Source organism: Microbacterium sp. 2MCAF23 (genome assembly GCF_052115565.1).
GTDB lineage: Bacteria > Actinomycetota > Actinomycetes > Actinomycetales > Microbacteriaceae > Microbacterium.
On the sequence record NZ_JBFRGY010000006.1, the window covers coordinates 63,549 to 85,493 of the forward strand.

Genomic DNA, 21,945 nt, shown 5'->3' on the forward strand with positions numbered 1-21,945 from the left:
TGAAGAGGGGATCCGAGCGATGCGCGCACGTCCGGGAAGGGTCACGATCTACGACGTCGCCGCGCGTGCCGGGGTGAGCATCTCGACAGTCTCGCTGGCGGTGAGCGCGCCGCACCGGGTGCGCCCGGAGACGCGCGAGCGGATCGTCGCGGCCGCCACCGCGCTCGGCTACCGGATGACGCAGGGGCGCCGTATCGGCGCATCCCGGATCGCGGTCGCCGCCCCCTTCACGAGCTACCCCTCCTACCTGCGCCGGCTCTCGGGGATGCTGCGGCGGGCGCGCGACGTCGCGGTCGACATCATCCCCTACGACCTGGATTCGGCGGCCGCGGCCGATGAGCCGCTGCTGGACGTGCTGCCGGCGCGCACCGACGCGTCGGGGCTCATCGTCATGGGCGTGCCTCTCGGCGGCGCCGCCCGCCGTGCGAGCAGAGCGGCGAGGATCCCGGTCGTCTACGTGGACGTCGTGCCGGCGAAGGGCGAGATCGGCGGCCCCGTCGTCCTCGTCGACGACCGGGACGGAGGCGAGCAGATCGGCCGCCACCTCGTCGGGCTCGGGCATCGCACGGCGCTGTTCGTGCACGAGCCGCAGCGCTCGCCGGCCTACGTGTCGGCCGGCATGCTGCGCATCGAGGGGCTGCAGCGTCACGTCTCTGTGGTGCCCGCGGCGGTGGACGGGCCGGCCGAGATCGACGAGCGGGTGCTGCAGGCCGCGCGCGATGCCGGGGCCACCGCCGTCGTCGCGAATCACGACCGGTTCGCGGCCGCCGTCCTCGACCTGCAGCGCTCCCGGCCGGAGAGCGAGAGACTGCCCGTCATCGGCTACGACGACGGCGAGCTGGCCGAGGGGCTCGGCCTGACCACCGTGCGGCAGCCGTTCGAGGAGAGCGGCCGCACGGCGCTGGAGCTCGCGCTCGGCCTGGTCGCGGGCACCTCGGGCGCACGGGACACCGTGCGCCTCGCGCCGACGCTGGTCGAGCGGGCCTCGAGCCTGCGCGGGGTCACACCCGGGCGGCCGTGATCCGTTTCTTCTCCCGCACGTACACCTCGCGGCGCACGCGCGCCACGACCTCGCCATCGCGGTCGGTGATCTCGGTCTCGAACCATTCGAGCACCTTCGCGCCGCCGGCGGCGCGCGTCCGGATCTCGGCGACGCGCTCCGGCGGCACGTGGAAGCGTGCGGTGAGCACGCCGCGGCCTGGCTTGACGAACTCGATCTCACCGCGGGTGTCCCAGACCACGTAGTCGCGGCCCAGCTGGTGCATGACGAGCATGAAGAAGTACGGATCCGTCATCGCCTGCATGGATCCGCCGAACGCGGTCTTCACATAGTTGCGGGTGAAGACGTTCACGTGCAGCTCCACCGTCGCCCGCGTCCAGTCCGCGCTGAAGCCGCGCACCCTGATGCCGCTGAACAGGTTCGGGATCCACAGGCTCATGCCGACGGCCAGACGGCGGGGTGTGACGCGCATGCAGCCAGTCTTCCCGGGGTGCGCCGCAGGAAGGGAATCGACTGGATCTCTTCCACAATTGATCTAGTTGACATAGAATAACTGCACAGGAGGTGAGTCGGATGCTGATCCGTATCGATGCCGACAGTGCGCAGCCGCTGTTCGCGCAGATCGCGGCGTCCGTGCGCGCCGAGGTGCTCGCCGGACGCCTGCGTCCTGGCGACCGGCTCCCTGCCGCCCGTGAGCTGTCCGAGGCGGTCGACGTGAACGTGCACACCGTGTTGCGGGCGTACCAGGAGCTGCGGGACGAGGGGCTCGTCGACCTGCGCCGAGGGCGCGGCGCCGTGCTCTCCGCCTCTGCCGCGCCCCTCGCCGACCTCGCCGAGGACATCGGGGCGCTCGTCCGTCGCGGTGCAGTCCTGGGGATCAGCCCCGCGACGCTCGCCGCGTTGATCGCCGCCCAGGAATGAGGAGGATCCATCATGAACGCACGTTCCGCTCCTGCCGTGCAGGACGTGACCGCGATCCCGGAGCGCGACCTGCGCCGGGCGCGCCTGCTCGCGGTCTGCCTCGGCGCCGTGGTGCCGCTCGTGCTCTCCGGCGTCGTGCTGGCCCTGGTCCTCGTGTGGCTGCCTGAGTTGCCGTCGCCCGCCGCCACGCACTGGGGCCCGTCGGGCGTCGACGGCTTCGGACCGCCGGCGACCTTCGTCTGGCTGACGATCCTGCTCGGCTTCGCGCTGCCCGCGGCGCTCACGATCACGACCGTGATCGGCGTGCGCGACCACTGGGGCGGTGGCGCGAGACTCCTCGTGGGCATGGCTCTGGGCATCTCCGGGCTCAGCGCCGTGATCAATCTCGGCGCGGTCGGCACGCAGCGCGGTCTCGCCGATGCGAAGCACGCCGACGACCTCGGCGGCCTCATGCTGCTCGGATTCGGCGCGTTCGTCGTGCTGATCGGCATCGGCTGGCTGCTGCAGCCGCACATCCGCCCCGCTCCGGCCGCGCCGCTGCAGCCGGCCCACGTCGCCGCGATCACCCAGGGCGAGCGGGTGGTGTGGCTCGCCACCGCGTCGTTGTCTCGCCGGGCGATGATCCTCATTTCACTGCTCGTGGTGGTCGTCGTCGGTCTCACCGCGTTCATGGCGATCCGGTTCACCGACCGGATGTGGGTGCCGATTCTGACGCTCGTCCTCATCGGCGGCGCCTTCGCGTCGTCCGCGTCGTTCCGGGTGCGCGTCGGTCCGGACGGCTTCTCTGTGCGGTCGCAGATCGGCTTCCCCCGCGTGCACGTGCCGCTCGACGAGGTCGTCTCGGTGCGCGCCGTGGACTGCAATCCGTTCGGAGAGTTCGGCGGCTTCGGCTGGCGCCTCGGTCTGGACGGCCGGACCGGGATCGTGCTGCGCCGTGGTCCCGCGATCGAGGTCGAGCGCCGGGGCAAGCGCCCGCTGGTCGTCACCGTCGACGGAGCGGCGGTCGGCGCCGCCGTGCTGCAGGCCTACCTGGACCGCGACGCGTCGTCCGAGACCACCCCACCCGACGGCGGAGCGGCCGACGGCGGGAGCAGATCATGAGCGCCGGCCTCGATGGCACGGCCCAGGCGAACGGCGCGGATGCGGAGCTCTCGGCCGACGTCCCGGTGCGCATCGGCCTCGGCGCGATCGTCGCCTATGTCGTGCTGGCCTGCGGGTTGGCATGGCTGGTGGCGCTGCCGCTGTGGCTCGGCGACGGGCTGAAGGAGCCGTATGCCGTGCCGCTGATGTCGGTGATGATGTACACGCCGGCCGTCGCGGTCGTGCTCGTGCTGCTCGTGCTCCGGCCGGTCCCGAAGGGGCGACGGCTGCGGTTCCTCGGCATGTGGCCGCTGCGCCCGGCGAGACGCGTCGTCTGGATGAGCGCGATCGGCCTGCTGGTGCCGCCGCTGCTGGTGCTGGTGTCGACCGTGGTCGCGGTGCTGTGCGGCTGGCTTCGGGTCGACCTCGTCGGCTTCTCGGGCTTCACCCACCTGCTGGCGGCCAAGGTGCCCGCAGGCACCCCGCTGCCCCCGGCCGCCGTGCTGATCGCCGCGCAGGCGGCCAGCATCCCGGTCGCGGCCGCCACGATCAACGCCGTCGCGGCGTTCGGCGAGGAGCTCGGCTGGCGCGGTTTCCTCGTGCCGGCGCTGCGCCGCTACGGCACCGGGACCTCCCTGCTCGTCAGCGGCGTGATCTGGGGCCTGTGGCATGCGCCGATCATCCTGCTGGGCTACGACTTCGGCCGCGCCGACGCCACCGGAGTGCTCTTCATGATCGGCGGATGCGTGGTGTGGGGCGTGCTGCTGGGCTGGCTGCGCCTGCGTTCCGCGTCGATGTGGCCCGCGGTGTTCGCCCACGGCGCGCTCAACGCGTCCGCGGCCATGTACCTGTGGTTCTTCGCCTGGGGAAGCACGGCCGATCCGGTGCTCGTCCTGCCGCTCGGCGTCGCCGGCTGGATCGTCGGCGCGGTGGTCATCTTCGTCCTGGTCCTCACCGGGCAGTTCCACCGGCAGCCGGCGCTCGCCGCCGACCGGCCGCGGACGATGCCGGCCCCGTTGCCGGAGCCTCCCGTCGACAACCCGCGCACCGCCGGGACGGATCCGGCCGCGGCGACCGGATCGGAGCCGGAACGGTCTTGATCGCGGGGTCCTGAGGCGCGAAGCTGAGCGCATGGCTCAACCGAACCTCGCGAACTGGCGTGCCGCAGACGACTATCTGTCCGAGACCCTGGTCGGGCACGACCCTGCCCTCGAGGCCGCTCTGGCCGCGCAGCAGGCGGCGGGGATGCCCGCGATCGAGGTGGCGCCGGTCAGCGGCAAGCTGCTGAACCTGCTGGCCCGGATCGCGGGTGCGCGCCGGGTGCTCGAGATCGGCACGCTCGGCGGCTACTCGACGATCTGGATGGCGCGGGCGGTGGGAGCCGGCGGCCGCGTCGTGACGATCGAGGCGGAGCCGGACAACGCCGCGGTCGCGCGCGCGAGCATCGACGCCGCGGGCGTGGGGGAGCGGGTCGAGATCCGTCTCGGGCGTGCCGCGGAGGTGCTGCCGGCGCTGGAGGACGACGAGCCGTTCGATCTGATCTTCATCGATGCCGACAAGGAGTCGAACACGATCTATCTGGACTGGGCCGCGCGGCTCGGCCGACCGGGATCCGTGGTGGTGGTGGACAACATCGGCCGCGACGGCGACATCGTCGATCCTGCTTCGGCCGACTCCATGGTGGTCGGCACGCGCGAGGCGCTGGAGATGCTCGGCCGCGACCCCCGCTTCGACGCGACGGCGCTGCAGACGGTCGGTGTGAAGGGCTGGGATGGCGTAGCGATCGCCCTCGTGGTGTGACGCCGCCTGCGCGGGCCCGTCGCCGTGACCGAGTGGCCCCGCATCCGGACACACCCACGCCGGGCCGTGCGGATGCCGGTGTCACGGGTCACAATGGACGCGTGACGCAACCGGTGGGTCTGGGTGGGCGGCCGATGACGCCGCCACCCGGCGTGCCCGCCGAGGAGCGCCTCATCGCGCGGTTCCATCCGCATGCGCGGCACCTGTTCTGGTCGGCGCTCGTGCTCATCGTCGTCGCCGGCGCGACCGGGTACTTCACGAGCAACCTCCCGGCGCCGATCGCCGGATGGGCGAAGGACTGGATGCTGTGGGCGGCGGCCGGGGTACTGGTGCTGATGCTCGTGGTGGCCCCGTTCCTCACGTGGCTGTCGCGACGGGTCACGATCACGACCCGTCGGGTGATCGTGCGCGACGGGATCGGATCCCGCAACAGCACCGAGATGTCGCACGCCCGCGGATACACGATCACGGTGCGGCGCGGACCCCTGCAGCGTCTCGCCGGAGCCGGCACGATCCTGCTCTCGAACGGCGTGGATGCACCGCTGCGGATCCGCGACGTCCCGAATGTCGCGTTGGTGCAGGAGACCCTGGCGGACCAGGTCGAGGTGGGGCAGATCCTCGCGCACCGCGACGCCCAGGCCGCTCAGAACCCCTTCAGCGTCTGACACGACCGAGGCGCAACGCCCTGCGCTCTCGGCGGCGGCGATGATGGCTCGCCCGGTACGGAAGAATGGATCCCGAGGAACGGAGATCCGATGGCGTTGCGTGTGGGTGTGATCGGCGGCGGACAGCTGGCGCGGATGATGATCGCCCCGGCGGTCGAACTGGGTATCGACATCCGGGTGCTCGCGGAGGACGAGGGCATGTCGGCGCAGTTGGCCGCGACCGCCGTGGGCGACTACCGCGACCTCGACACCGTGCGCCGGTTCGCGGCGGACGTCGACGTGATCACCTTCGACCATGAGCACGTGCCGCAGGAGGTGCTTCGGGCCCTGGTCGCCGACGGCGTCGCCGTGCACCCCGGGCCCGACGCGCTGCGCTTCGCGCAGGACAAGCTCGACATGCGCGCCCGCCTCGCTGAGCTCGGCGCGCCCCAACCCGACTGGGCGCGCGTCGCCGATGCCGCGGACCTGCAGGCGTTCCTGGACGCGCACGGCGGTAGCGGCGTCGTGAAGACGCCTCGCGGCGGCTATGACGGCAAGGGCGTGCGGGTGGTGTCCGCAGCCGACGAGGCGGCGGACTGGTTCTCGGCCCTCGCCGAGGGTGACGCCCTGCTCGTCGAGGAACTCGTGCCGTTCGTGCGCGAGCTCGCACAGCAGGTCGCGCGGCGACCGAACGGCGAGTCCGTGTCGTACCCCGTCGTGGAGACCGTGCAGAAGGGCGGGGTCTGCGCCGAGGTGATCGCCCCTGCACCGGGAGTCGACGCGGAGCACTTGGCGGAGGCAGCCCGGATCGGCCGGGAGATCGCCGAAGGGCTGGACGTGACCGGCATGCTCGCGGTCGAGCTGTTCCAGACCGAGGACGGCCGGATCCTCGTGAACGAGCTGGCCATGCGCCCGCACAACAGCGGCCACTGGAGCCAGGACGGCGCGGTGACCGGGCAGTTCGAGCAGCACCTGCGCGCCGTCGCCGACCTGCCGCTTGGGGAGACGACTCCGCACGCCGACTGGTCCGTCATGATCAACATCCTCGGCGGTCCCGAGTACGGGGGCATGCTCGACCGCGTCCCTGCCGCGCTCGCCGCGAGCCCGCACGCCAAGGTGCACACTTACGGCAAGGCCCCGCGCCCCGGACGCAAGGTCGGTCACGTGAACGCGAGCGGATCCGATCTCGACGCGGTGCTCGCCGAGGCCCGGGGCGCCGCGGCCGCATTCTCCTGAGAAACCGGGAGAGCGGCCTGAGCGGACGCCTTCCGGCGTTCTCGCCGGCCAGGGCGCGCCGCAGCGGGGTTCTCACAGGCCCCGCCCGTAGCCTGTACGGGTGACTGGGACACTGCACGCATCCGCCGCGCCCCTCGTCGGCGTGGTCATGGGATCAGACTCCGACTGGCGCGTGATGAGCGCCGCCTCCGAGGCGCTGACCGAGTTCGGCATCCCGCACGAGGTCGAGGTCGTCTCCGCGCACCGCACGCCGGAGAAGCTGCACCGCTACGGCACCGAGGCGCGTGAGCGCGGGCTCAAGGTCATCATCGCGGGAGCCGGGGGAGCCGCCCACCTGCCGGGCATGCTGGCCTCGGTCACGGCGCTGCCCGTGATCGGCGTACCCGTCCCGCTCGCCTACCTCGACGGCATGGACTCACTCCTGTCGATCGTGCAGATGCCCGCCGGCATCCCGGTCGCCACCGTCTCGATCGGCGGTGCGCGCAACGCGGGTATCCTCGCCGCGCGCATCCTGGGAACCGCGGATCCGGCCCTGGCCGACCGCGTCGAGTCGTACGCCCGCGACCTCGAGGCTCAGGTCGAGGAGAAGAACCGGCGGCTGAAGGACAGCCTGTGACCCAGATGCTCACCCGGCCCGGCGGGGTCTCCGCGCAGAGTGCGGGGCTGATCCGCACCCGCCCGATGCGCGATCCCGATTTCGGCTCGCCGGAGGTGATGACCCGCCGCGGATGGTGGCTGGTCGTGTTGAACGTGCTGATCCCCGGATCCGCGCAGGTGCTCGCGGGCAACCGCAGGCTCGGTCGATTCGGACTCGGCGCGACCCTGGCGATGTGGGCCCTGGTGATCGTGGGAGCGCTGACCGCGCTGCTCTGGCATCAGGCGCTGCTCTGGTTCACGGTCGGCGGCGGCTGGGTGAGCTGGATCGTGCTGAGCCTCATCCAGGTCCTGTGCTTCGCCTACATCGTGCTGTGGATCGTGCTGACCTTCGACGCGCTGCGCTTGGTGCGCCTGGTGCGCACCAGGAATTACGCGAAGATCGCGATCCCGCTGGTGGCGGTGCTGGTGCTGGGCCTGTGCGGCAGCGCCACGGCGTCCGCCGCGAACATCGTCGGATCCAGCCGCAACGCCATCAGCACGCTGTTCGGCTCGGGCGGGCCGAGCCTGCCGCCGAGCGACGGCTATTACAACGTGCTTCTGCTGGGCGCCGACAGTGGGCTCGGACGCGACTCGATGCGCTACGACAGCATCTCCGTGGTTTCCGTCAACGCCGAGACCGGCAAGACCACGATCTTCGGCATCCCGCGCGACATGCCCCACGTGCCGTTCGCGCCGGGACCGATGCACGACCTGTACCCGGACGGCCTGCAGGCGCACGACGACGAGGAGTGCGGCTGGGGGAGCGGCATCAACCAGCTCACCAATGCGGTCGAGACCTGCCACACAGGTCCGTCGCTCTACCCTGAGGCCACCAAGCACGGATCCCGTCCTGCGGTCGAGGCCACCAAGGATGCGGCCGAGGGCGTGCTCGGCATCAAGATCCCGTACTACGTGTTCCTCGACATGAACGACTTCGCGAAGCTCATCGACGCGCTCGGCGGCGTCGACATCAACGTCAAGGAACGGCTGCCCGAGGGCAACGTCCCGGAGTGGGGCGGTCCCGACAACGCCGAGGAATGGGCGACGGGCTGGATCGAGGCCGGCCAGCAGCACATGAACGGCGACACCGCTCAGTGGTACGCGCGCTCCCGTTACACGACGAGCGACTTCGACCGGATGCGTCGCCAGCGCGAGCTGCAGGATGCGCTGCTGAAGCAGTTCACGCCGCAGAACGTGCTCACGCACTTCAACGAGATCGCCGCGGCGGGCACGTCGGCGGTCGACACCGACCTGCCGCAGGACAAGCTGCCGGAGTTCTTCGACCTCATGGTGAAGGCGAAGCAGCAGAAGCTCACCACGATCGATCTCACCCCGGCGAACGGTGTCGACGAGCTCGAACCGGACTGGAACGCGATCCACGCGATGGTCAAGGCGGCGCTGCACCCGGAGCCGTCACCAACGCCGACCGGCTGATCCCGCGCTCTGTGGAGCGCCTCAGGAACCGCCCGGCGGCTCCCGGATAGGGTCGGAGCATGGCTGTGCTGCGGGTTGTGATGGACCAGGCGAACGACGTCGTCGACGCCGATCAGGCCGAGGCCGCCCGTTCCCTGATGCGGGGGCTGGCGGCGACCGCGCCGCCGAAGTGCACCGTCGAGGCGATCGTGCCGGGTGGCGGTTCCGAACCCGCCGTCGACGGCGCGGACTCCGAGCACCGCCTGATGCTGGCGCGTCGCGAACTCGGCGCCGCCTGGCAGCTCGGCGTGGTCGCGGGCGTCGGCGGAGGCATGATCCACGCGCCCACGCTCTTCGCCCCTCTCGCCAAGCACGACAGGGCCAACGACTATGACCAGACCGTCGTCACGGTGTGGGACCTGCGCGCCTGGGCCGCGCCCGAGCAGCTCTCCCGGGCGAGCGCGCTCTGGCAGCGCAGCATGCTCAAGCGCGCCGTGAAGCACGCCGATGCCGTCGTCGTGCCCACGCACGCGATGGCCGAGCAACTCGCCGCCCTCGGCAGGTTCGGGGACCGCATCCGGGTGATCCCCGGTGCCGCGCCGGAGGGCTTCGCCATCCCGCTCGACGCAGGGCCCCGCCGCACCGAGCTCGGCGCGCCGGCGCGCTACGTCGTCGCCACGGGCACGGCGGAGACGCTCGCGCCCGTCTTCGCCGCGGCGGTCGACAGCGACGCGGACGCCTTCGTGCTGGATGCGCCGGAGGGATCCGCCGCCGCATTCGCCGAGGCCGCCGCGGCTGCGGGCCTCGCGGCGCCCCGTGTGCACGTGCTGGGGCAGTTGGACACGCCGGATCGGGCTGCGCTGCTGGCCGGTGCGCTCGCCTTCACGTCGGCGGATCCCGCGCCGGTCTGGCCCTGGCGGCTGGTCGAGGCGCTCGCACTCGGCGTGCCGGTGATCGCAGCGGAGAGCGGCGTACACCGCGACGTGCTCGCCGAGGGCGGTCTGCTCGTGCCTCCGGACGGATTCACGGACGCCCTACGTGATGCGGCGGGAGGGGGCGCGCGCCGCCTGTCCGTGCTCGCGGCAGACCGTTCGAGGGCCTACTCCTGGAACGGGTCGGCGGAGCGGGTCTGGACATTGCACGCCGAGTTGTGACGACGCAGACACCGCGGAGGTCCCCTCGAGCGGCGGTCTCTGCGTTCGAACCGCGATTTTCCGCGGAACTGTGCGTGTCCCGAGTTCGATCCGCGCACGGATCCCGCAGAATATCACCATGACTGGACATGCCCCGGGTCCTGTGCGCGCTCACGCGTCCCGACGCTGGATGATCGGCATGCTCGCCATCGCCGCCGTCTTCCTCGCCGTTCTGGTCCCGACGGTCGCCGACGCGGCGCCTGCCGTCGCAGCCCCGCCGTCGACATCAGTCGTCGCAGCCGGGGGGAGCGGCACGTCCGCTGCGACATCGGTCCGTCCGATGACGTTGGATGGATGGAACGCGGGCAACATCATCAGCGATGCCGTGTTCACGAACAAGTCGACGATGTCGGCGGATCAGATCCAGGCGTTCTTCAACGCCAAGGTCCCGTCCTGCCAGAGCGGATACACCTGCCTCAAGGACTTCCGGGTCACCTCGCAGAACCGACCGGCCGACTCCTACTGCCAGGGTTACACCGGGGTCGCGAACGAGAGCGCGGCGAGCATCATCTACCGCGTCTCGCAGTCGTGCAACATCAATCCGCAGGTGCTGATCGTGATGCTCCAGAAGGAGCAGGGCCTGGTCACCCACACCTGGCCGAGCGGCTGGCGCTATGACAGTGCTCTCGGGCAGGGCTGCCCGGATGATGCTCCGTGCGACCCGACATATGTCGGCTTCTTCCAGCAGATCTACGGCGCCGCGCGCCAGATGCAGATCTACATGGAGGGTCGCTGGTTCACCTGGTATGCGCCGGGCAACACCTGGAACATCCTGTACAACCCCAACACCGCGTGCGGCAGCGGACCGGTCTACATCGCGAACAAGGCGACATCGGCTCTGTACTACTACACCCCGTATCAGCCCAATGCCGCCGCGCTGCGCGCGGGCTACGGCGAGGGCGACTCCTGCGGGGCGTACGGCAACCGCAACTTCTACAACTACTTCACCGACTGGTTCGGATCGACCCAGGGGGGCTCGTCGGCCAACAACCCGACGGGGAACATCGAGAGCGTCAGTTCCGTGCCCGGTCAGATCCGGGTCACGGGCTGGGCGCTCGACCCGGACACGTCCGACTCCATCGACGTGCACGTGTACGTGAACGGGGTGGGATACCCGTCGACAGCGAAGCTGGCTCGTCCGGACCTGGCGCCGTTCTTCCCGAAGCTCGGCATCAACCACGGCTTCGACATCTCGGTGCCGCCTACGGTGTGGGGCGCTGCGGACGTCTGCGTCTACGGGATCAACCGGGGTGCGGGGACGAATCAGCTGTTCGGATGCACCACGGTCACGTCGTACGGTGGGTCGCCCATCGGAACGATCGACTCTCTGACCTCTGGTCCCGGCACCGTCAGCGTTCGAGGATGGGCCTTCGATCCTGACACCAAGGATCCCATCGCTGTGCACGTGTACGTCGGGGGAGCGGGCTATCCCACCACGGCGAACCAGCAGCGCACGGACGTCGGTGCGGCCTTCCCCGTGTACGGATCCGCGCACGGATATCAGAGCACCGTCACCGCGCCGGCGGGCTATCAGACCGTCTGCGTGTACGGGATCAACGTCGCTTCCGGGAGCAACGTGCTGCTCATGCCCTGCCGACAGATCTTCGTGCCGCCTGCGACCGATCCGGGAACGGCGCCGATCGGGCGCGTCGACGCCTTCCTCGTCAAGGGCGACCAGGTGACGGTCGCCGGGTGGACTCTGGACCCCGACACGAACGCATCGATCCCGGTGCACGTCTATGTGGGTGCATCCGGGGCGGCCTATCAGGCCAACCTGAGTCGCGGAGACATCGCGGCCGCCTTCCCGGGCTACGGCGACGCGCACGGGTTCGCGGTGCAGCGCACTCTGCCGCCGGGCGGAGCACAGGTCTGCGCATACGGCATCAACAACGGCCGTGGAGCCAACACGATGCTGGGCTGCCAGTTCGTCGCCCCGACGCTCTCGCAGCAGCCGTTCGGGAACTTCGAGTCCGCGGTGGCCGTGAGCGGCGGCGTGCAGGTCAGCGGGTGGGCGATCGACCCAGACACCACTGCTCCGATCGCCGTGCACTTCTACATCGACGGCGTCGGCGTGCCGCGGATGGCGGACCAGCCGCGACCGGATGTGGGGGCGGCTTATCCGTCCGCAGGCGCACAGCACGGGTTCTCCACGATGATCCCGGCAGGGCCCTCGAGCCATACGGTCTGCGCCTATGCGATCAACGACGCGCCGGGCAACAACCCGCTCCTGGGGTGCCGTTCGTTCTAGACGGAGTGCGATCGGTAGCATTGTCCTTCGCCATGTCGTCGTGAGGAGCGGTCCGTGAAGTCAGCCCGATCAGCCCTCTGGGGGATCGTCTCAGCACTGGCGATCTTCCTTTCGCTCGGGGCCTGGTCGCTTGCCTCTCCGGTGGGATCCTCGCCGGATGACAACTTCCACCTCGCCAGCATCTGGTGCGGTCAGGGAGAGCGGGAAGGCCTGTGCGAGAAGGGCGACAAGGAGCCTTGGCGCCTGGTGCCCCATGAGCTGTCCATCGGTCTCTGCTATGTCGCGCAGCCCAGGACGACCGGCAAGTGCACTCAGGAGCACTTGGTCGTCACGGACGATATGGTGCCGACGAAGAACGTCAACTCCAAGGGCCTCTATCCCCCCGGCTACTACTGGATCTACTCGTTCTTCGTGACCCCGAACGTCGCCGTCACGACGCTCGCGATCCGGCTCACGAACGCGGCGCTGTTCGCAGTCCTGATGGTCGCGACGTGGTTCGCCCTGCCAAGTCGTCTGCGCCCTGTCCTCGGCTGGGCGAGCGCCGTGACCGTCGTGCCGCTCGGCATGTTCCTCATCGCATCGATCAATCCGAGCTCCTGGGCGATCACCTCCTTGGCGGTGCTCTTCCCGAGTGTGCTCGGATTCCTGCAGACCAGCGGGAAGCGGAGGATCGTTCTCGGCGTGTTGTCGGCCCTCGCCGCGTTGATGGCGTTCAGTTCTCGCGGCGATGCCGCGACCTACGCCGCCGTCTCCGTCCTCGCGGCGATGGTGCTCGCATTCCGCGCCGACCGGTCCTTCCTCAAACGGGCGATACTGCCTGCGATCATCATGATCGCTGCAGGGATCGCGACGCTCTCGGCGGGCCAGGTGGGCAGTGCGCTGGGCGGCCTCAGCACGACGGAGCCCGTCGGGTCCCCGGCGATGCTGGTCGTGCAGAACCTGCTCAACCTGCCGTCGCTCATCGCGGGTGCTTTCGGACAGACGTGGGGACTGGGCTGGCTCGAGACCATGATGCCCCCGCTCGTCTGGGCCTTCGTGATCTTTGTGGTGGCCGGAACCGTGTTCACTGCTCTGAGATGGCAGGGGTGGCGGAAGGCGCTGGCGCTCGCAGGAGTGGGTGCGACCCTGGTCGTGGTCCCGATGTACATCCTGGTGAGTTCGGGCGTCCTTGTGGGTTCTCAGGTCCAGCCGCGCTACCTGCTGCCGCTGCTCGTCGTGTTCGTGGCGGTGGCGCTCGCCCCGTCCCAGGACGCGACGCCGTCCGCACGAGTCGGGCAGCGCTTGAGCGCGATGCAGATCATCGTCGGCGGTGTGCTGCTGGTCACCGCGAACGCCGTTGCGCTCCTGTTCACGATGCGCCGCTATGTCGCGCCCGACTACCTCTATCTCGATTCGCACGTCGACTGGTGGTGGGCCGTGGGGCCGTCGCCCATGACGACGCTGGTCGTCGGTGCGCTGTCGTTCGGCGCGGCGCTCGCCGTGCTCGTCGCCTCCTGCGTTCGGATCTCGGTCCGGATGCAGGAGGACGACGATCAGCCCAGGTACGCGGTCAGCGCGTCGGTGTGATCGGACGGTGAGAATCCGGTCGCCTGGATCTTCGCGAGGTCGAGCACGCTCCAGGTGGGGCGGGGTGCGACGGGAGCGGTCGCGGAGGCGAAGTATTCCTCGGTGCTCACGCCGGTGATGCGTGCGGGGTCGTGTCCGGTGGCGGTGAAGACGGTGCGGGCGATGTCTGCCCAGGTCGCGGGTGCACCGGATCCGGTGATGTTGTAGATGCCGTGCGGCGCGTCCGAGGCTAGGAGGTGCACGATGGCGCGGGCGATGTCGGGGGTGAAGGTGAGGCGGCCGGTCTGGTCGTTCACGACTTTCGGGTCGATGCCGCGTTCGGCGAGTGATGCCATGGTGCGCACGAAGTTCTTGCCTTCGCCGATGACCCAGGAGGTGCGCAGGATGTAGTGCCGCGGGGCGGTGGCGGCGGCGATGTCGCCGGCGGCTTTGGACTGTCCGTAGACGCCGAGCGGGGCCAGGGCGTCGTCTTCGCGGTAGGGGCGGTCGGCCGTGCCGTCGAAGACGTAGTCGCTGGAGACGTGGACGAGGATGATGCCGTTCTCCGTGGCGATGCGCGCCAGGCGGGCGGGGCCTTCGGCGTTCGCGATCCAGGCGTCGCGGCGGCCGTCGGCGGTTTCGGCGAGGTCGACGGCGGTGTAGGCGCCGGCGTTGATGATCGTGCCGTAGTCGCGCCAGCGGCGAGCGGCGGCGAGATCGGGCGCGGCGAGGTCGAGGTCGGCGCGGGTGGCGTACTCGATGTGCGCGGCGTCGCCGAGTTCGGCGCGTAGGGCGAGCCCGAGCTGGCCGTTCGCGCCGATGACGAGGATCTTGCGGGGCGCGATTGGGGTGACGTCCGCGAGGCGCGGGTGGTTCTTGTCTTTTTCGGAGATCTCGACGTCGGCGAGCGGGATGGGCCAGTCGATCGCGGCGGTCTCGTCGGCGAGGTTGAGGAACGAGTAGGACGCGTCGGGGGACCAGTGGTCGTTCACGAGGTAGGTGTAGGCGGTGTCCGGCTCGAGCGTCTGGTAGGAGTTGCCGACGCCGCGGGGCACGAAGATCGCGCGGGACGGATCCAGCTCGACCGTGAACACCGTGCCGAAGCTGTCGCCTTCGCGCAGGTCCACCCACGCGCCGAAGATCCGTCCCGTCGCGACGGAGACCCACTTGTCCCACGGTTCGGCGTGGATGCCGCGGGTGGTGCCGACCGCGTCGTTGAACGAGATGTTGTTCTGCACCGGGCCGAAGTCCGCAAGGCCCAGTGCGGTCATCTTCTCGCGCTGCCAGTTCTCCTTGAACCAACCGCGCGCATCGCCGTGCACCGGCAACTCGAGGACGATCATCCCCGGGATCGGGGTCTCGATCACCTGGAGCTGCTTGCCGAACTCGATAGCCATCCCCTCGTCGCCCATCTTCACTGGCCCTTGGTGGCGTAGAAGGCTTCGGTGGCGTCCTTGGACGGCGCCCACCACGCTTCGTTGGCCTTGTACCAGTCGATCGTCGCGGCAAGGCCCGACTCGAAGTCCGCGTACTGCGGGGCCCAGCCGAGCTCGGTGCGGAGCTTGGTGGAGTCGATCGCGTAGCGCAGGTCGTGACCGGCGCGGTCGGTGACGTGGTCGTACGCGTCGCGGGGCTGGCCCATCTGCTCGAGGATGAGCTCGACGACGTCCTTGTTGTTGCGTTCCCCGTCGGCGCCGATGAGATACGTGTCGCCGATGCGGCCTTTGTCCAGGATCGTGAGCACCGCGGAGGAGTGGTCGTTCGCGTGGATCCAGTCCCGCACGTTCTCGCCGGCGCCGTAGAGCTTGGGCCGGATTCCGCGGATCACGTTGGTGATCTGTCGGGGGATGAACTTCTCCACGTGCTGATAGGGGCCGTAGTTGTTGGAGCAGTTCGAGATGGTCGCCTGCACGCCGAAGGAGCGCACCCATGCGCGCACGAGCAGGTCGGATCCGGCCTTCGTGGACGAGTACGGGGAGGACGGGTTGTACGGGGTGTTCTCGGTGAACCGCTCCGGGTCATCCAGCTCGAGGTCGCCGTAGACCTCGTCGGTGGAGATGTGGTGGAAGCGCCGGTCGTGCTTGCGGGCCGCTTCGAGCAGCGTGTAGGTGCCGACGATGTTCGTGTCCAGGAACGGGCGCGGGCTGTGCAGCGAGTTGTCGTTGTGGGACTCCGCGGCGTAGTGCACCACGGCGTCCACGTCGGCGAAGAGCGTGTCGACGAGCTCCGCATCGGTGATATCGCCGTGCACAAACCGCACCCGCTCGGCGGGCAGGCCGTCCAGCGAAGCACGGTTGCCCGCGTAGGTGAGGGCGTCCAGCACGGTGACGTGGTGGTCAGTGTTCTCCACGACATGGTGCACGAAATTCGAACCGATGAAGCCGGCCCCGCCGGTGACGAGCAGTCTCTGCATGGCTTCCAGGGTAGCGGCGGACGCAGCGTGAACATGCGTCGGACGGCGGCGAATTCACAGGAAAGCGCACGTCATGCGAGAGAATGGAGGCATGCGTGGAATCATCCTGGCCGGTGGCACCGGCTCCCGGCTGCACCCGATCACCCTCGGCACTTCGAAGCAGCTCGTCCCGGTGTACGACAAGCCGATGATCTACTACCCGCTGTCGACGCTCATCCTGGCGGGTATCCGCGACATCCTGCTGATCACGACTCCCCACGACGCGGAGTCGTTCCAGCGGCTGCTCGGGGACGGCTCGCGCTTCGGCGTCTCGATCACGTACAAGACGCAGCCTTCGCCCGACGGTCTTGCTCAGGCCTTCATCCTCGGCGAGGAACATATCGGATCCGACTCGGCGGCCCTGGTGCTCGGTGACAACATCTTCTACGGCCAGGGGATGGGAACGCAGCTGCGCAAGTACACCGAGCTGGACGGCGGCGTGGTGTTCGGCTATTGGGTCGATGACGCGACCGCGTACGGCGTGGTCGAGTTCGATGCCGAAGGACGGGTGGTCTCGCTCGAGGAGAAGCCGGCCCAGCCGAAGAGCAACTATGCCGTGCCGGGCCTGTACTTCTACGACAACGACGTCGTCGAGATCGCGAAGAACCTCAAACCCTCGCCCCGCGGCGAACTCGAGATCACCGATGTCAACCGTGAGTACCTCGAGCGCGGCAAGCTGCAGGTGCAGCTGCTGACGCGTGGGACCGCCTGGCTCGATACCGGGACGTTCGACTCCCTCGCCGAGGCCACGGAATTCGTGCGCACGGTCGAAAAGCGTCAGGGACTCTCCATCGGGTGCCCCGAGGAAGTGGCGTGGCGCATGGGCTTCCTCAGCGACGACGAGCTGCGGGAGCGAGCGGAGCCACTCGTCAAGAGCGGTTACGGAGCCTATCTGCTGAAGGCTCTCGCGCAGGGTCGTCAGCTTCCCGCGCAGCAGGCATGACCGGGACGGGTCTCGTGGAGCCGGAGGCGGGGATCCGCCCCGGCGCGGGTCGAATCGTCCTCTTTGCGCTGCATTCGGATCGGGGTGACGCGGACGACGCGACTCGGCATCAGCTCGCAGCACTGCGCGCGCTGGCTGCGCGACTTGTGGTGATCGTCGAACCCGGACTCGCGGCAGGACATCTCGCTGCCGTCGCCGAACTCAGCGATGAGATCGTGCGCCACGACGGGGCCGCCGTCGATGCCAGGGCCTACAGGACCGCTCTTCAGACCATCGATGTCACGCCTTATGAGGAAGTGCTGTTCACCGGCAACGGATGGTTCGGCCCCATCGGATCCTTCGACGACGTCGTCGGTCGCATGGCCGCATCGGACGCAGGAGTGTGGCGGCTGATCGAGACGACGGATCGTCATCCCGAGGCCTTCCCCCTGGAGGGATTCTCGCGGCCCCTCATGCCGTGGACATGGACTGTCGTAAGCGCTGACGCCGCCGATTCGCGGGCGTGGCACGATTACTGGGCAGTTCCGCGGGAGGACGGTGAGGACGCGTTCGCGGAGGCTCTGGAAGCGCGGGGTGTACGCAGCTCCACAGCCTTCCCCGCCGTCCTGGGACCCCGTGGCAATCCCGGTGTCCTCGCTCCCGGAGCGCTGATCGACGCGGGATGCCCCGTGCTCTTGAGAGCGGTGTTCGCACAGTTCCCGCCTCTTCTGGACAGGTTCGCCGTGCTCGTGCGACCGATCGTGGCCGAGATGGACCGGCAGGGCTATCCGGTCGAACTCCTCTGGCGTGCCGTCGTCCGCACCACGCCTCCGGCTGCGCTCAACGCCTTGGCAGGCATGCTCGAGATACTGCCCGACGCGGCTTCGGAAGCAGATGCGGAGACCAAGGGGAACGCTCCGCTGCGCGTCGTGGTGCTGGCGCATGTGCCGCACCTCGGTTTCGTGGACGAGCTCGCTGAACGGCTCCGACAGATCCCGGGACCCTTCGATCTCGTCGTCACCACGACGGACGGGCGCAAGGCGGCGAAGCTGAAGGCGCGGTTGCGATCGAGCGAGCGCGATTGGGCCAGGAACGCCGAAGTCAGGGTGACGTGGGTCCCCGGAGGACGCGACATGGGGGCTCTCCTCATCGGCTGCCGCGACATCCTGCTGTCCGATCGCTATGACCTCGTCATCCGCGTACACGGGCGCGAGCCGCGACGCAAGACACTCAACATCCGCGAGTACGGGCGGCGATATCAGCTGGAGAACCTCCTGAGCAGCCCCGGATACGTGCAGCGCATCTTCGATCTGTTCGGCAGCGAGCCAGGGCTGGGGATGGTGTTCCCTCCGATCGTGCACATCGGGTACGGGACGATGGGGCGGGGCTGGGGCGCGTACCGTGAGCCGGCTGAGGATCTCGCGGATGTGCTCGAGATCACGGTCCCGTTCGACGAGGTGTCGCCTCTCGCGCCCTATGGCGGAATGTGGATCGGCCGCCCGTCCGCCCTCAGGATCTTCGCCGAGCATGACTGGACCGTGGGCGACTACCACCGCAGCCGCCGCGCGCGTTGGGTCGAGCTCACCCGCGTCCAGGAGCGGCTGCTCGGGCTGGCGGCCGCCGAGGCGGGCTATCACTGCCGCACGGTGCTGAACCGCGAGCATGCCCAGATCTCGCACACCGCTCTCGAGTTCAAGCTCGACGAGCTCTCGATGACGACCCGCGGATATCCGGTCGAGCAGATCCACCTGCTGCGCCGCGCCGGCTGGACGGGCTATGGCGGGGTGGTGGCTCTCACGCGCATGTACATCAATCTGAACCATCCTCGGGTTGCGACCGTGATGCAGCCGCTGTATCGCACGGCGCGCAACGCGGGTCTGATGGGGAAGCGCGTCCTCTCGGCGGTGCGCAACGAGCACAAGGACGACGGGGGAGACCTATGACCGCGACGAGCGAGCTGATCCCGGCGTATCCGCGCGCGGCCGAGGTCTTCCCGAGGGATGGCAGGCGCCTGCTCATCTACGTGGTCTACGACCCCAGGGGGGACGTCGAGGACTACGTGCTGCACGCGTTGACGGCCCTGCGTGCGCACTCGGCGCGCATCCTGGTGGTGGTGAACGGCAGTCTGACCGAGCGTGGACATGAACGTCTCGCGACGGTGAGCGACGAGGTCGTCGAACGCGAGAACCGCGGCTACGACATCTGGGGCTACAAGTTCGGCCTCGATCACGTCGGTGACGGCATCGCCGAGTACGACGAGGTCGTCATCGCGAACGACACCTGGTACGGTCCTGTCCGCTCGTTCGCCGACGTCTTCGAACGCATGGATGAGCGGGCCGTGCACTTCTGGGGTCTCACGGATCACGCTCGTGTGGAGCCGCACCCGTTCACCCACACCGGGTACCTGCCGTATCACCTGCAGTCCTATTGGGTCGCGGTCCGGCGCGACATGATCCTTTCGCCGGAGTGGGCGGAGTACTGGCGCGATCTGCCCGAGATGACGACCTACTCCGACGCCGTCGTCAAGCATGAAGGCGTGTTCACCGAGCACTTCACCGGGCACGGTTTCGTCGGAGACGTCGCGTTCCCGCTGCTCCTGGACACCCCGGAGAACTACCCGGTGCTCTATGCGCGACAGCTGCTCGAAGCGGGTTGCCCCACTCTGAAACGACGCGCCTTCTTCCAGTGGCCGCCGTATCTCGACCAGTCGGGCGTCGTCAGCCGATGGACGCTGAATTCGGCCCAGGAATACGGATATCCGATCGACCTGATCTATGCGGACATGGCGAGGAACGTCGCTCCTCGTGTCATGAACGCGGGGGCGGCTCTGCTGTCCGTACTCCCAGAGGAGGACGACTCGTACGACCCGGCTGCGCCGCTGCGCACGCTGGTGATCGCGCACGTCTTCTATCCGGAGATGACCGATGAGATGCTCGACCGGGCGGACAACCTGCCGGGAGCCTACGATCTGCTGATCACGACTCCTGAGGAGTCACGCGCCGCCGACATCCGTGAGCGCCTCGAGGCCCGGACGCTTCGTGGCGATACGCAGGTGCGCGTCCTGGAGTCCAACAACGGCCGGGATCAGGGCGCGTTCCTGGTCGGATGCCGCGACGAGATCCTGAACGGCGGATACGACCTTCTCGTCAAGGTCCACTCCAAGAAGACCCCGCAGGACGCACCGGCCGTCGGCACGCATTTCAAGGAGCAGCAGTTCGGCAATCTGCTGAACTCGCCGGGCTACGCCGCGAACGTGGTCGCGCTCTTCCAGCGCGAGCCGGGTCTCGGCCTGGCCTTTCCACCGACGGTTCACCTCGGGCATCCGACGATGGGACATGGCTGGTGGCAGAACAAGCCCGCCTTCGCGGAGTGGTGCCGGACGCTCGGTATCCGCGTGCCCCTCGACGAGGGCTCGCCGCTCGCGCCGTTCGGGTCGATGTACTTCGCACGGCCCGACGCGCTGCGTCTGCTGGTCGAGCATGCGTGGACCTACGAGGACTTCGGCGGCGCCGACGCCTATCAGGACGGAGGGCTCGCGCACGTGCTGGAGCGGATGCCGTCCTATGCGGCAGGTGAGCGCGGCTATCACACCCGGACCATTGCGACATCCGAATATCTCTCGATGAGCTACACGGCGCTCAGCTACAATCTCGATCAGCTGTCCATGACCATGCCGGGCACCACCATGGACAAGATCCAGCTGCTGCGCCGACTCGGCGAATGGGATTACGGCACAGCTCGTGATCTCGGTCGTATGTTCGTCACCCTCCATGCACCGCAGCTGCGGGACCGTGCCAAGGGTGTCTATCGCCGGACGGAGCGGGCCAGAGGGATCCTCTGGAGGCTTCGGCATCCGTCCTCGTGGCGCAACCGCTGAGAACCTCCCGCCTCCCGCATGCTCGACGACCAGATCGGTAAACTGCACCTTATGTCTGTGGCCCAACCCGGATCGGCCTCGGAGCGCTATACGCGCTTGAGCACCCTTCCCCTTCGCGAAGTCGGGGGGCTTCGTCCATTCACACCCCGCGGCTTCGCCGGCTCGATCCGCGACATCCTCGCGCATCGAGAGATGCTCGACCTCTTGATCAAGCGCGATCTGAAGTCGCGGTACAAGGACTCCGCGCTCGGATTCCTCTGGTCGCTCGCTCGTCCGCTCGTGCAGCTGCTGATCTACTTCGTCGTGCTGGGGCAGTTCATCGGCGCGGCCAGAGGCATCCCCGATTTCGCGATCTTCATCTTCTCGGGACTGACCGCGATGGGGCTGTTCACCGAGATCGCCGTCGGCGGCACCGGTTCCATCCTCGCGAACGCCGGCCTCGTCAAGAAGGTCTATGTGCCGCGCGAGCTGTTCCCGTTGGCGTCGACAGGATCGGCGTTGTTCAACTTCGGCGTTCAGCTGCTGGTCCTGCTGGTCGCGACCGTGGTCGCGGGCAAGCCGCCGATCCATCCGCAGCTGGCATACGTCATTCCGGCGCTCGCTCTGATCATCGTCTACGGGCTCGCATTCGCGCTGCTCCTGGGCGCTCTGAACGTGTACTTGCGCGACATCCAGTATCTCGTCGAAGTTGCGACCATGCTGCTGTTCTGGGCGTCGCCCGTGGTGTACGCATGGTCGATGGTCAAGGGCCTGATCAAGCACCCCTGGATCCTCGAGATCTACACGAACAATCCGCTCACGCTGGCCGTCATCGGATTCCAGAAGGCCTTCTGGGTGGCCGGTGACAGCCTGCCCCAGCCTGGTGATCTGCTGCTGCGGCAGCTCGTCGCACTGGTCGTCGGGTTGATTCTTCTGGTGCTCAGCCACCGTGTGTTCCTGCGCCTGCAGGGCAATTTCGCGCAGGAACTGTGAGTGACA

General features: G+C 68.7%; 19 protein-coding genes. 16 read left to right on the top strand and 3 right to left on the bottom strand.

What is annotated here, in order from left to right; genetic code table 11:
* Window positions 1–19: 19 nt before the first annotated feature.
* On the top strand, window positions 20–1,021 hold the full coding sequence (locus AB4078_RS07975; RefSeq protein ID WP_441976668.1) for a LacI family DNA-binding transcriptional regulator: 1,002 nt from the start codon (window positions 20–22) through the stop codon (window positions 1,019–1,021).
* On the opposite strand, the gene AB4078_RS07980 is transcribed toward AB4078_RS07975, so the two are convergent.
* Window positions 1,002–1,472, bottom strand: coding sequence for a DUF4442 domain-containing protein (locus AB4078_RS07980; RefSeq protein ID WP_441976669.1), 471 nt, complete (start codon window positions 1,470–1,472; stop codon window positions 1,002–1,004). The genes AB4078_RS07975 and AB4078_RS07980 overlap by 20 nt on opposite strands.
* Before the next feature lie 101 nt (window positions 1,473–1,573).
* Between AB4078_RS07980 and AB4078_RS07985 the strand changes: the two genes are divergently transcribed.
* The 11 genes from AB4078_RS07985 to AB4078_RS08035 all read left to right on the top strand — a co-directional run bounded on the left by AB4078_RS07985 (window position 1,574) and on the right by AB4078_RS08035 (window position 13,737).
* Window positions 1,574–1,921 carry a GntR family transcriptional regulator gene (locus tag AB4078_RS07985; RefSeq protein ID WP_440732350.1) on the top strand — a complete coding sequence of 116 codons (348 nt, stop codon included), beginning with the start codon at window positions 1,574–1,576 and terminating at the stop codon, window positions 1,919–1,921.
* A gap of 12 nt (window positions 1,922–1,933) precedes the next feature.
* Window positions 1,934–3,022 carry a DUF1648 domain-containing protein gene (locus AB4078_RS07990; RefSeq protein WP_441976670.1) on the top strand — a complete coding sequence of 363 codons (1,089 nt, stop codon included), beginning with the start codon at window positions 1,934–1,936 and terminating at the stop codon, window positions 3,020–3,022.
* Window positions 3,019–4,101, top strand: coding sequence for a CPBP family intramembrane glutamic endopeptidase (locus AB4078_RS07995; protein WP_441976671.1), 1,083 nt, complete (start codon window positions 3,019–3,021; stop codon window positions 4,099–4,101). The genes AB4078_RS07990 and AB4078_RS07995 overlap by 4 nt, the downstream gene beginning before the upstream one ends.
* Window positions 4,102–4,132: 31 nt before the next feature.
* Complete coding sequence (locus tag AB4078_RS08000) at window positions 4,133–4,801, top strand: O-methyltransferase (RefSeq protein ID WP_441976672.1); 669 nt, start codon at window positions 4,133–4,135, stop codon at window positions 4,799–4,801.
* Between the two features lie 101 nt (window positions 4,802–4,902).
* A complete protein-coding gene (locus AB4078_RS08005; protein ID WP_441976673.1) occupies window positions 4,903–5,466 on the top strand; it encodes a PH domain-containing protein in 564 nt (187 codons plus the stop codon).
* 90 nt (window positions 5,467–5,556) lie between these two features.
* Window positions 5,557–6,681 carry a 5-(carboxyamino)imidazole ribonucleotide synthase gene (locus AB4078_RS08010; protein ID WP_441976674.1) on the top strand — a complete coding sequence of 375 codons (1,125 nt, stop codon included), beginning with the start codon at window positions 5,557–5,559 and terminating at the stop codon, window positions 6,679–6,681.
* A 148-nt stretch (window positions 6,682–6,829) separates the two neighbouring features.
* A complete protein-coding gene (gene purE / locus AB4078_RS08015) occupies window positions 6,830–7,297 on the top strand; it encodes a 5-(carboxyamino)imidazole ribonucleotide mutase (protein ID WP_440732452.1) in 468 nt (155 codons plus the stop codon).
* A gap of 5 nt (window positions 7,298–7,302) precedes the next feature.
* On the top strand, window positions 7,303–8,751 hold the full coding sequence (locus tag AB4078_RS08020) for an LCP family protein (RefSeq protein ID WP_441976786.1): 1,449 nt from the start codon (window positions 7,303–7,305) through the stop codon (window positions 8,749–8,751).
* A 59-nt stretch (window positions 8,752–8,810) separates the two neighbouring features.
* Window positions 8,811–9,884, top strand: a complete 1,074-nt coding sequence (locus tag AB4078_RS08025; RefSeq protein WP_441976675.1) for a glycosyltransferase — start codon at window positions 8,811–8,813, stop codon at window positions 9,882–9,884.
* Window positions 9,885–10,002: 118 nt separating this feature from the next.
* Window positions 10,003–12,171 carry a hypothetical protein gene (locus AB4078_RS08030; RefSeq protein ID WP_441976676.1) on the top strand — a complete coding sequence of 723 codons (2,169 nt, stop codon included), beginning with the start codon at window positions 10,003–10,005 and terminating at the stop codon, window positions 12,169–12,171.
* A 54-nt stretch (window positions 12,172–12,225) separates the two neighbouring features.
* A complete protein-coding gene (locus AB4078_RS08035) occupies window positions 12,226–13,737 on the top strand; it encodes a DUF2142 domain-containing protein (RefSeq protein WP_441976677.1) in 1,512 nt (503 codons plus the stop codon).
* Here the strand turns inward: AB4078_RS08035 and AB4078_RS08040 are convergent.
* Entirely contained in the window at window positions 13,704–15,113 is a 1,410-nt protein-coding gene (locus AB4078_RS08040) for a sugar nucleotide-binding protein (protein WP_441976678.1), read from the bottom strand. The two genes, AB4078_RS08035 and AB4078_RS08040, sit on opposite strands and share 34 nt — an antisense overlap.
* A gap of 17 nt (window positions 15,114–15,130) precedes the next feature.
* Complete coding sequence (gene rfbB / locus AB4078_RS08045) at window positions 15,131–16,129, bottom strand: dTDP-glucose 4,6-dehydratase (protein ID WP_441976679.1); 999 nt, start codon at window positions 16,127–16,129, stop codon at window positions 15,131–15,133.
* Window positions 16,130–16,220: 91 nt separating this feature from the next.
* Between rfbB and rfbA the strand changes: the two genes are divergently transcribed.
* The 4 genes from rfbA (at window position 16,221) to AB4078_RS08065 (ending at window position 21,939) form a co-directional block, all read left to right on the top strand.
* Window positions 16,221–17,111, top strand: coding sequence for a glucose-1-phosphate thymidylyltransferase RfbA (rfbA, locus tag AB4078_RS08050; protein ID WP_441976680.1), 891 nt, complete (start codon window positions 16,221–16,223; stop codon window positions 17,109–17,111).
* Entirely contained in the window at window positions 17,108–19,033 is a 1,926-nt protein-coding gene (locus AB4078_RS08055; protein WP_441976681.1) for a rhamnan synthesis F family protein, read from the top strand. Before rfbA ends, AB4078_RS08055 begins: the two co-directional genes overlap by 4 nt.
* Window positions 19,030–20,967 (top strand): rhamnan synthesis F family protein, encoded by a 1,938-nt coding sequence (locus tag AB4078_RS08060; RefSeq protein WP_441976682.1) that lies wholly within the window; start codon window positions 19,030–19,032, stop codon window positions 20,965–20,967. Before AB4078_RS08055 ends, AB4078_RS08060 begins: the two co-directional genes overlap by 4 nt.
* A 192-nt stretch (window positions 20,968–21,159) precedes the next feature.
* On the top strand, window positions 21,160–21,939 hold the full coding sequence (locus tag AB4078_RS08065) for an ABC transporter permease (RefSeq protein WP_441976683.1): 780 nt from the start codon (window positions 21,160–21,162) through the stop codon (window positions 21,937–21,939).
* Window positions 21,940–21,945 lie beyond the last annotated feature (6 nt).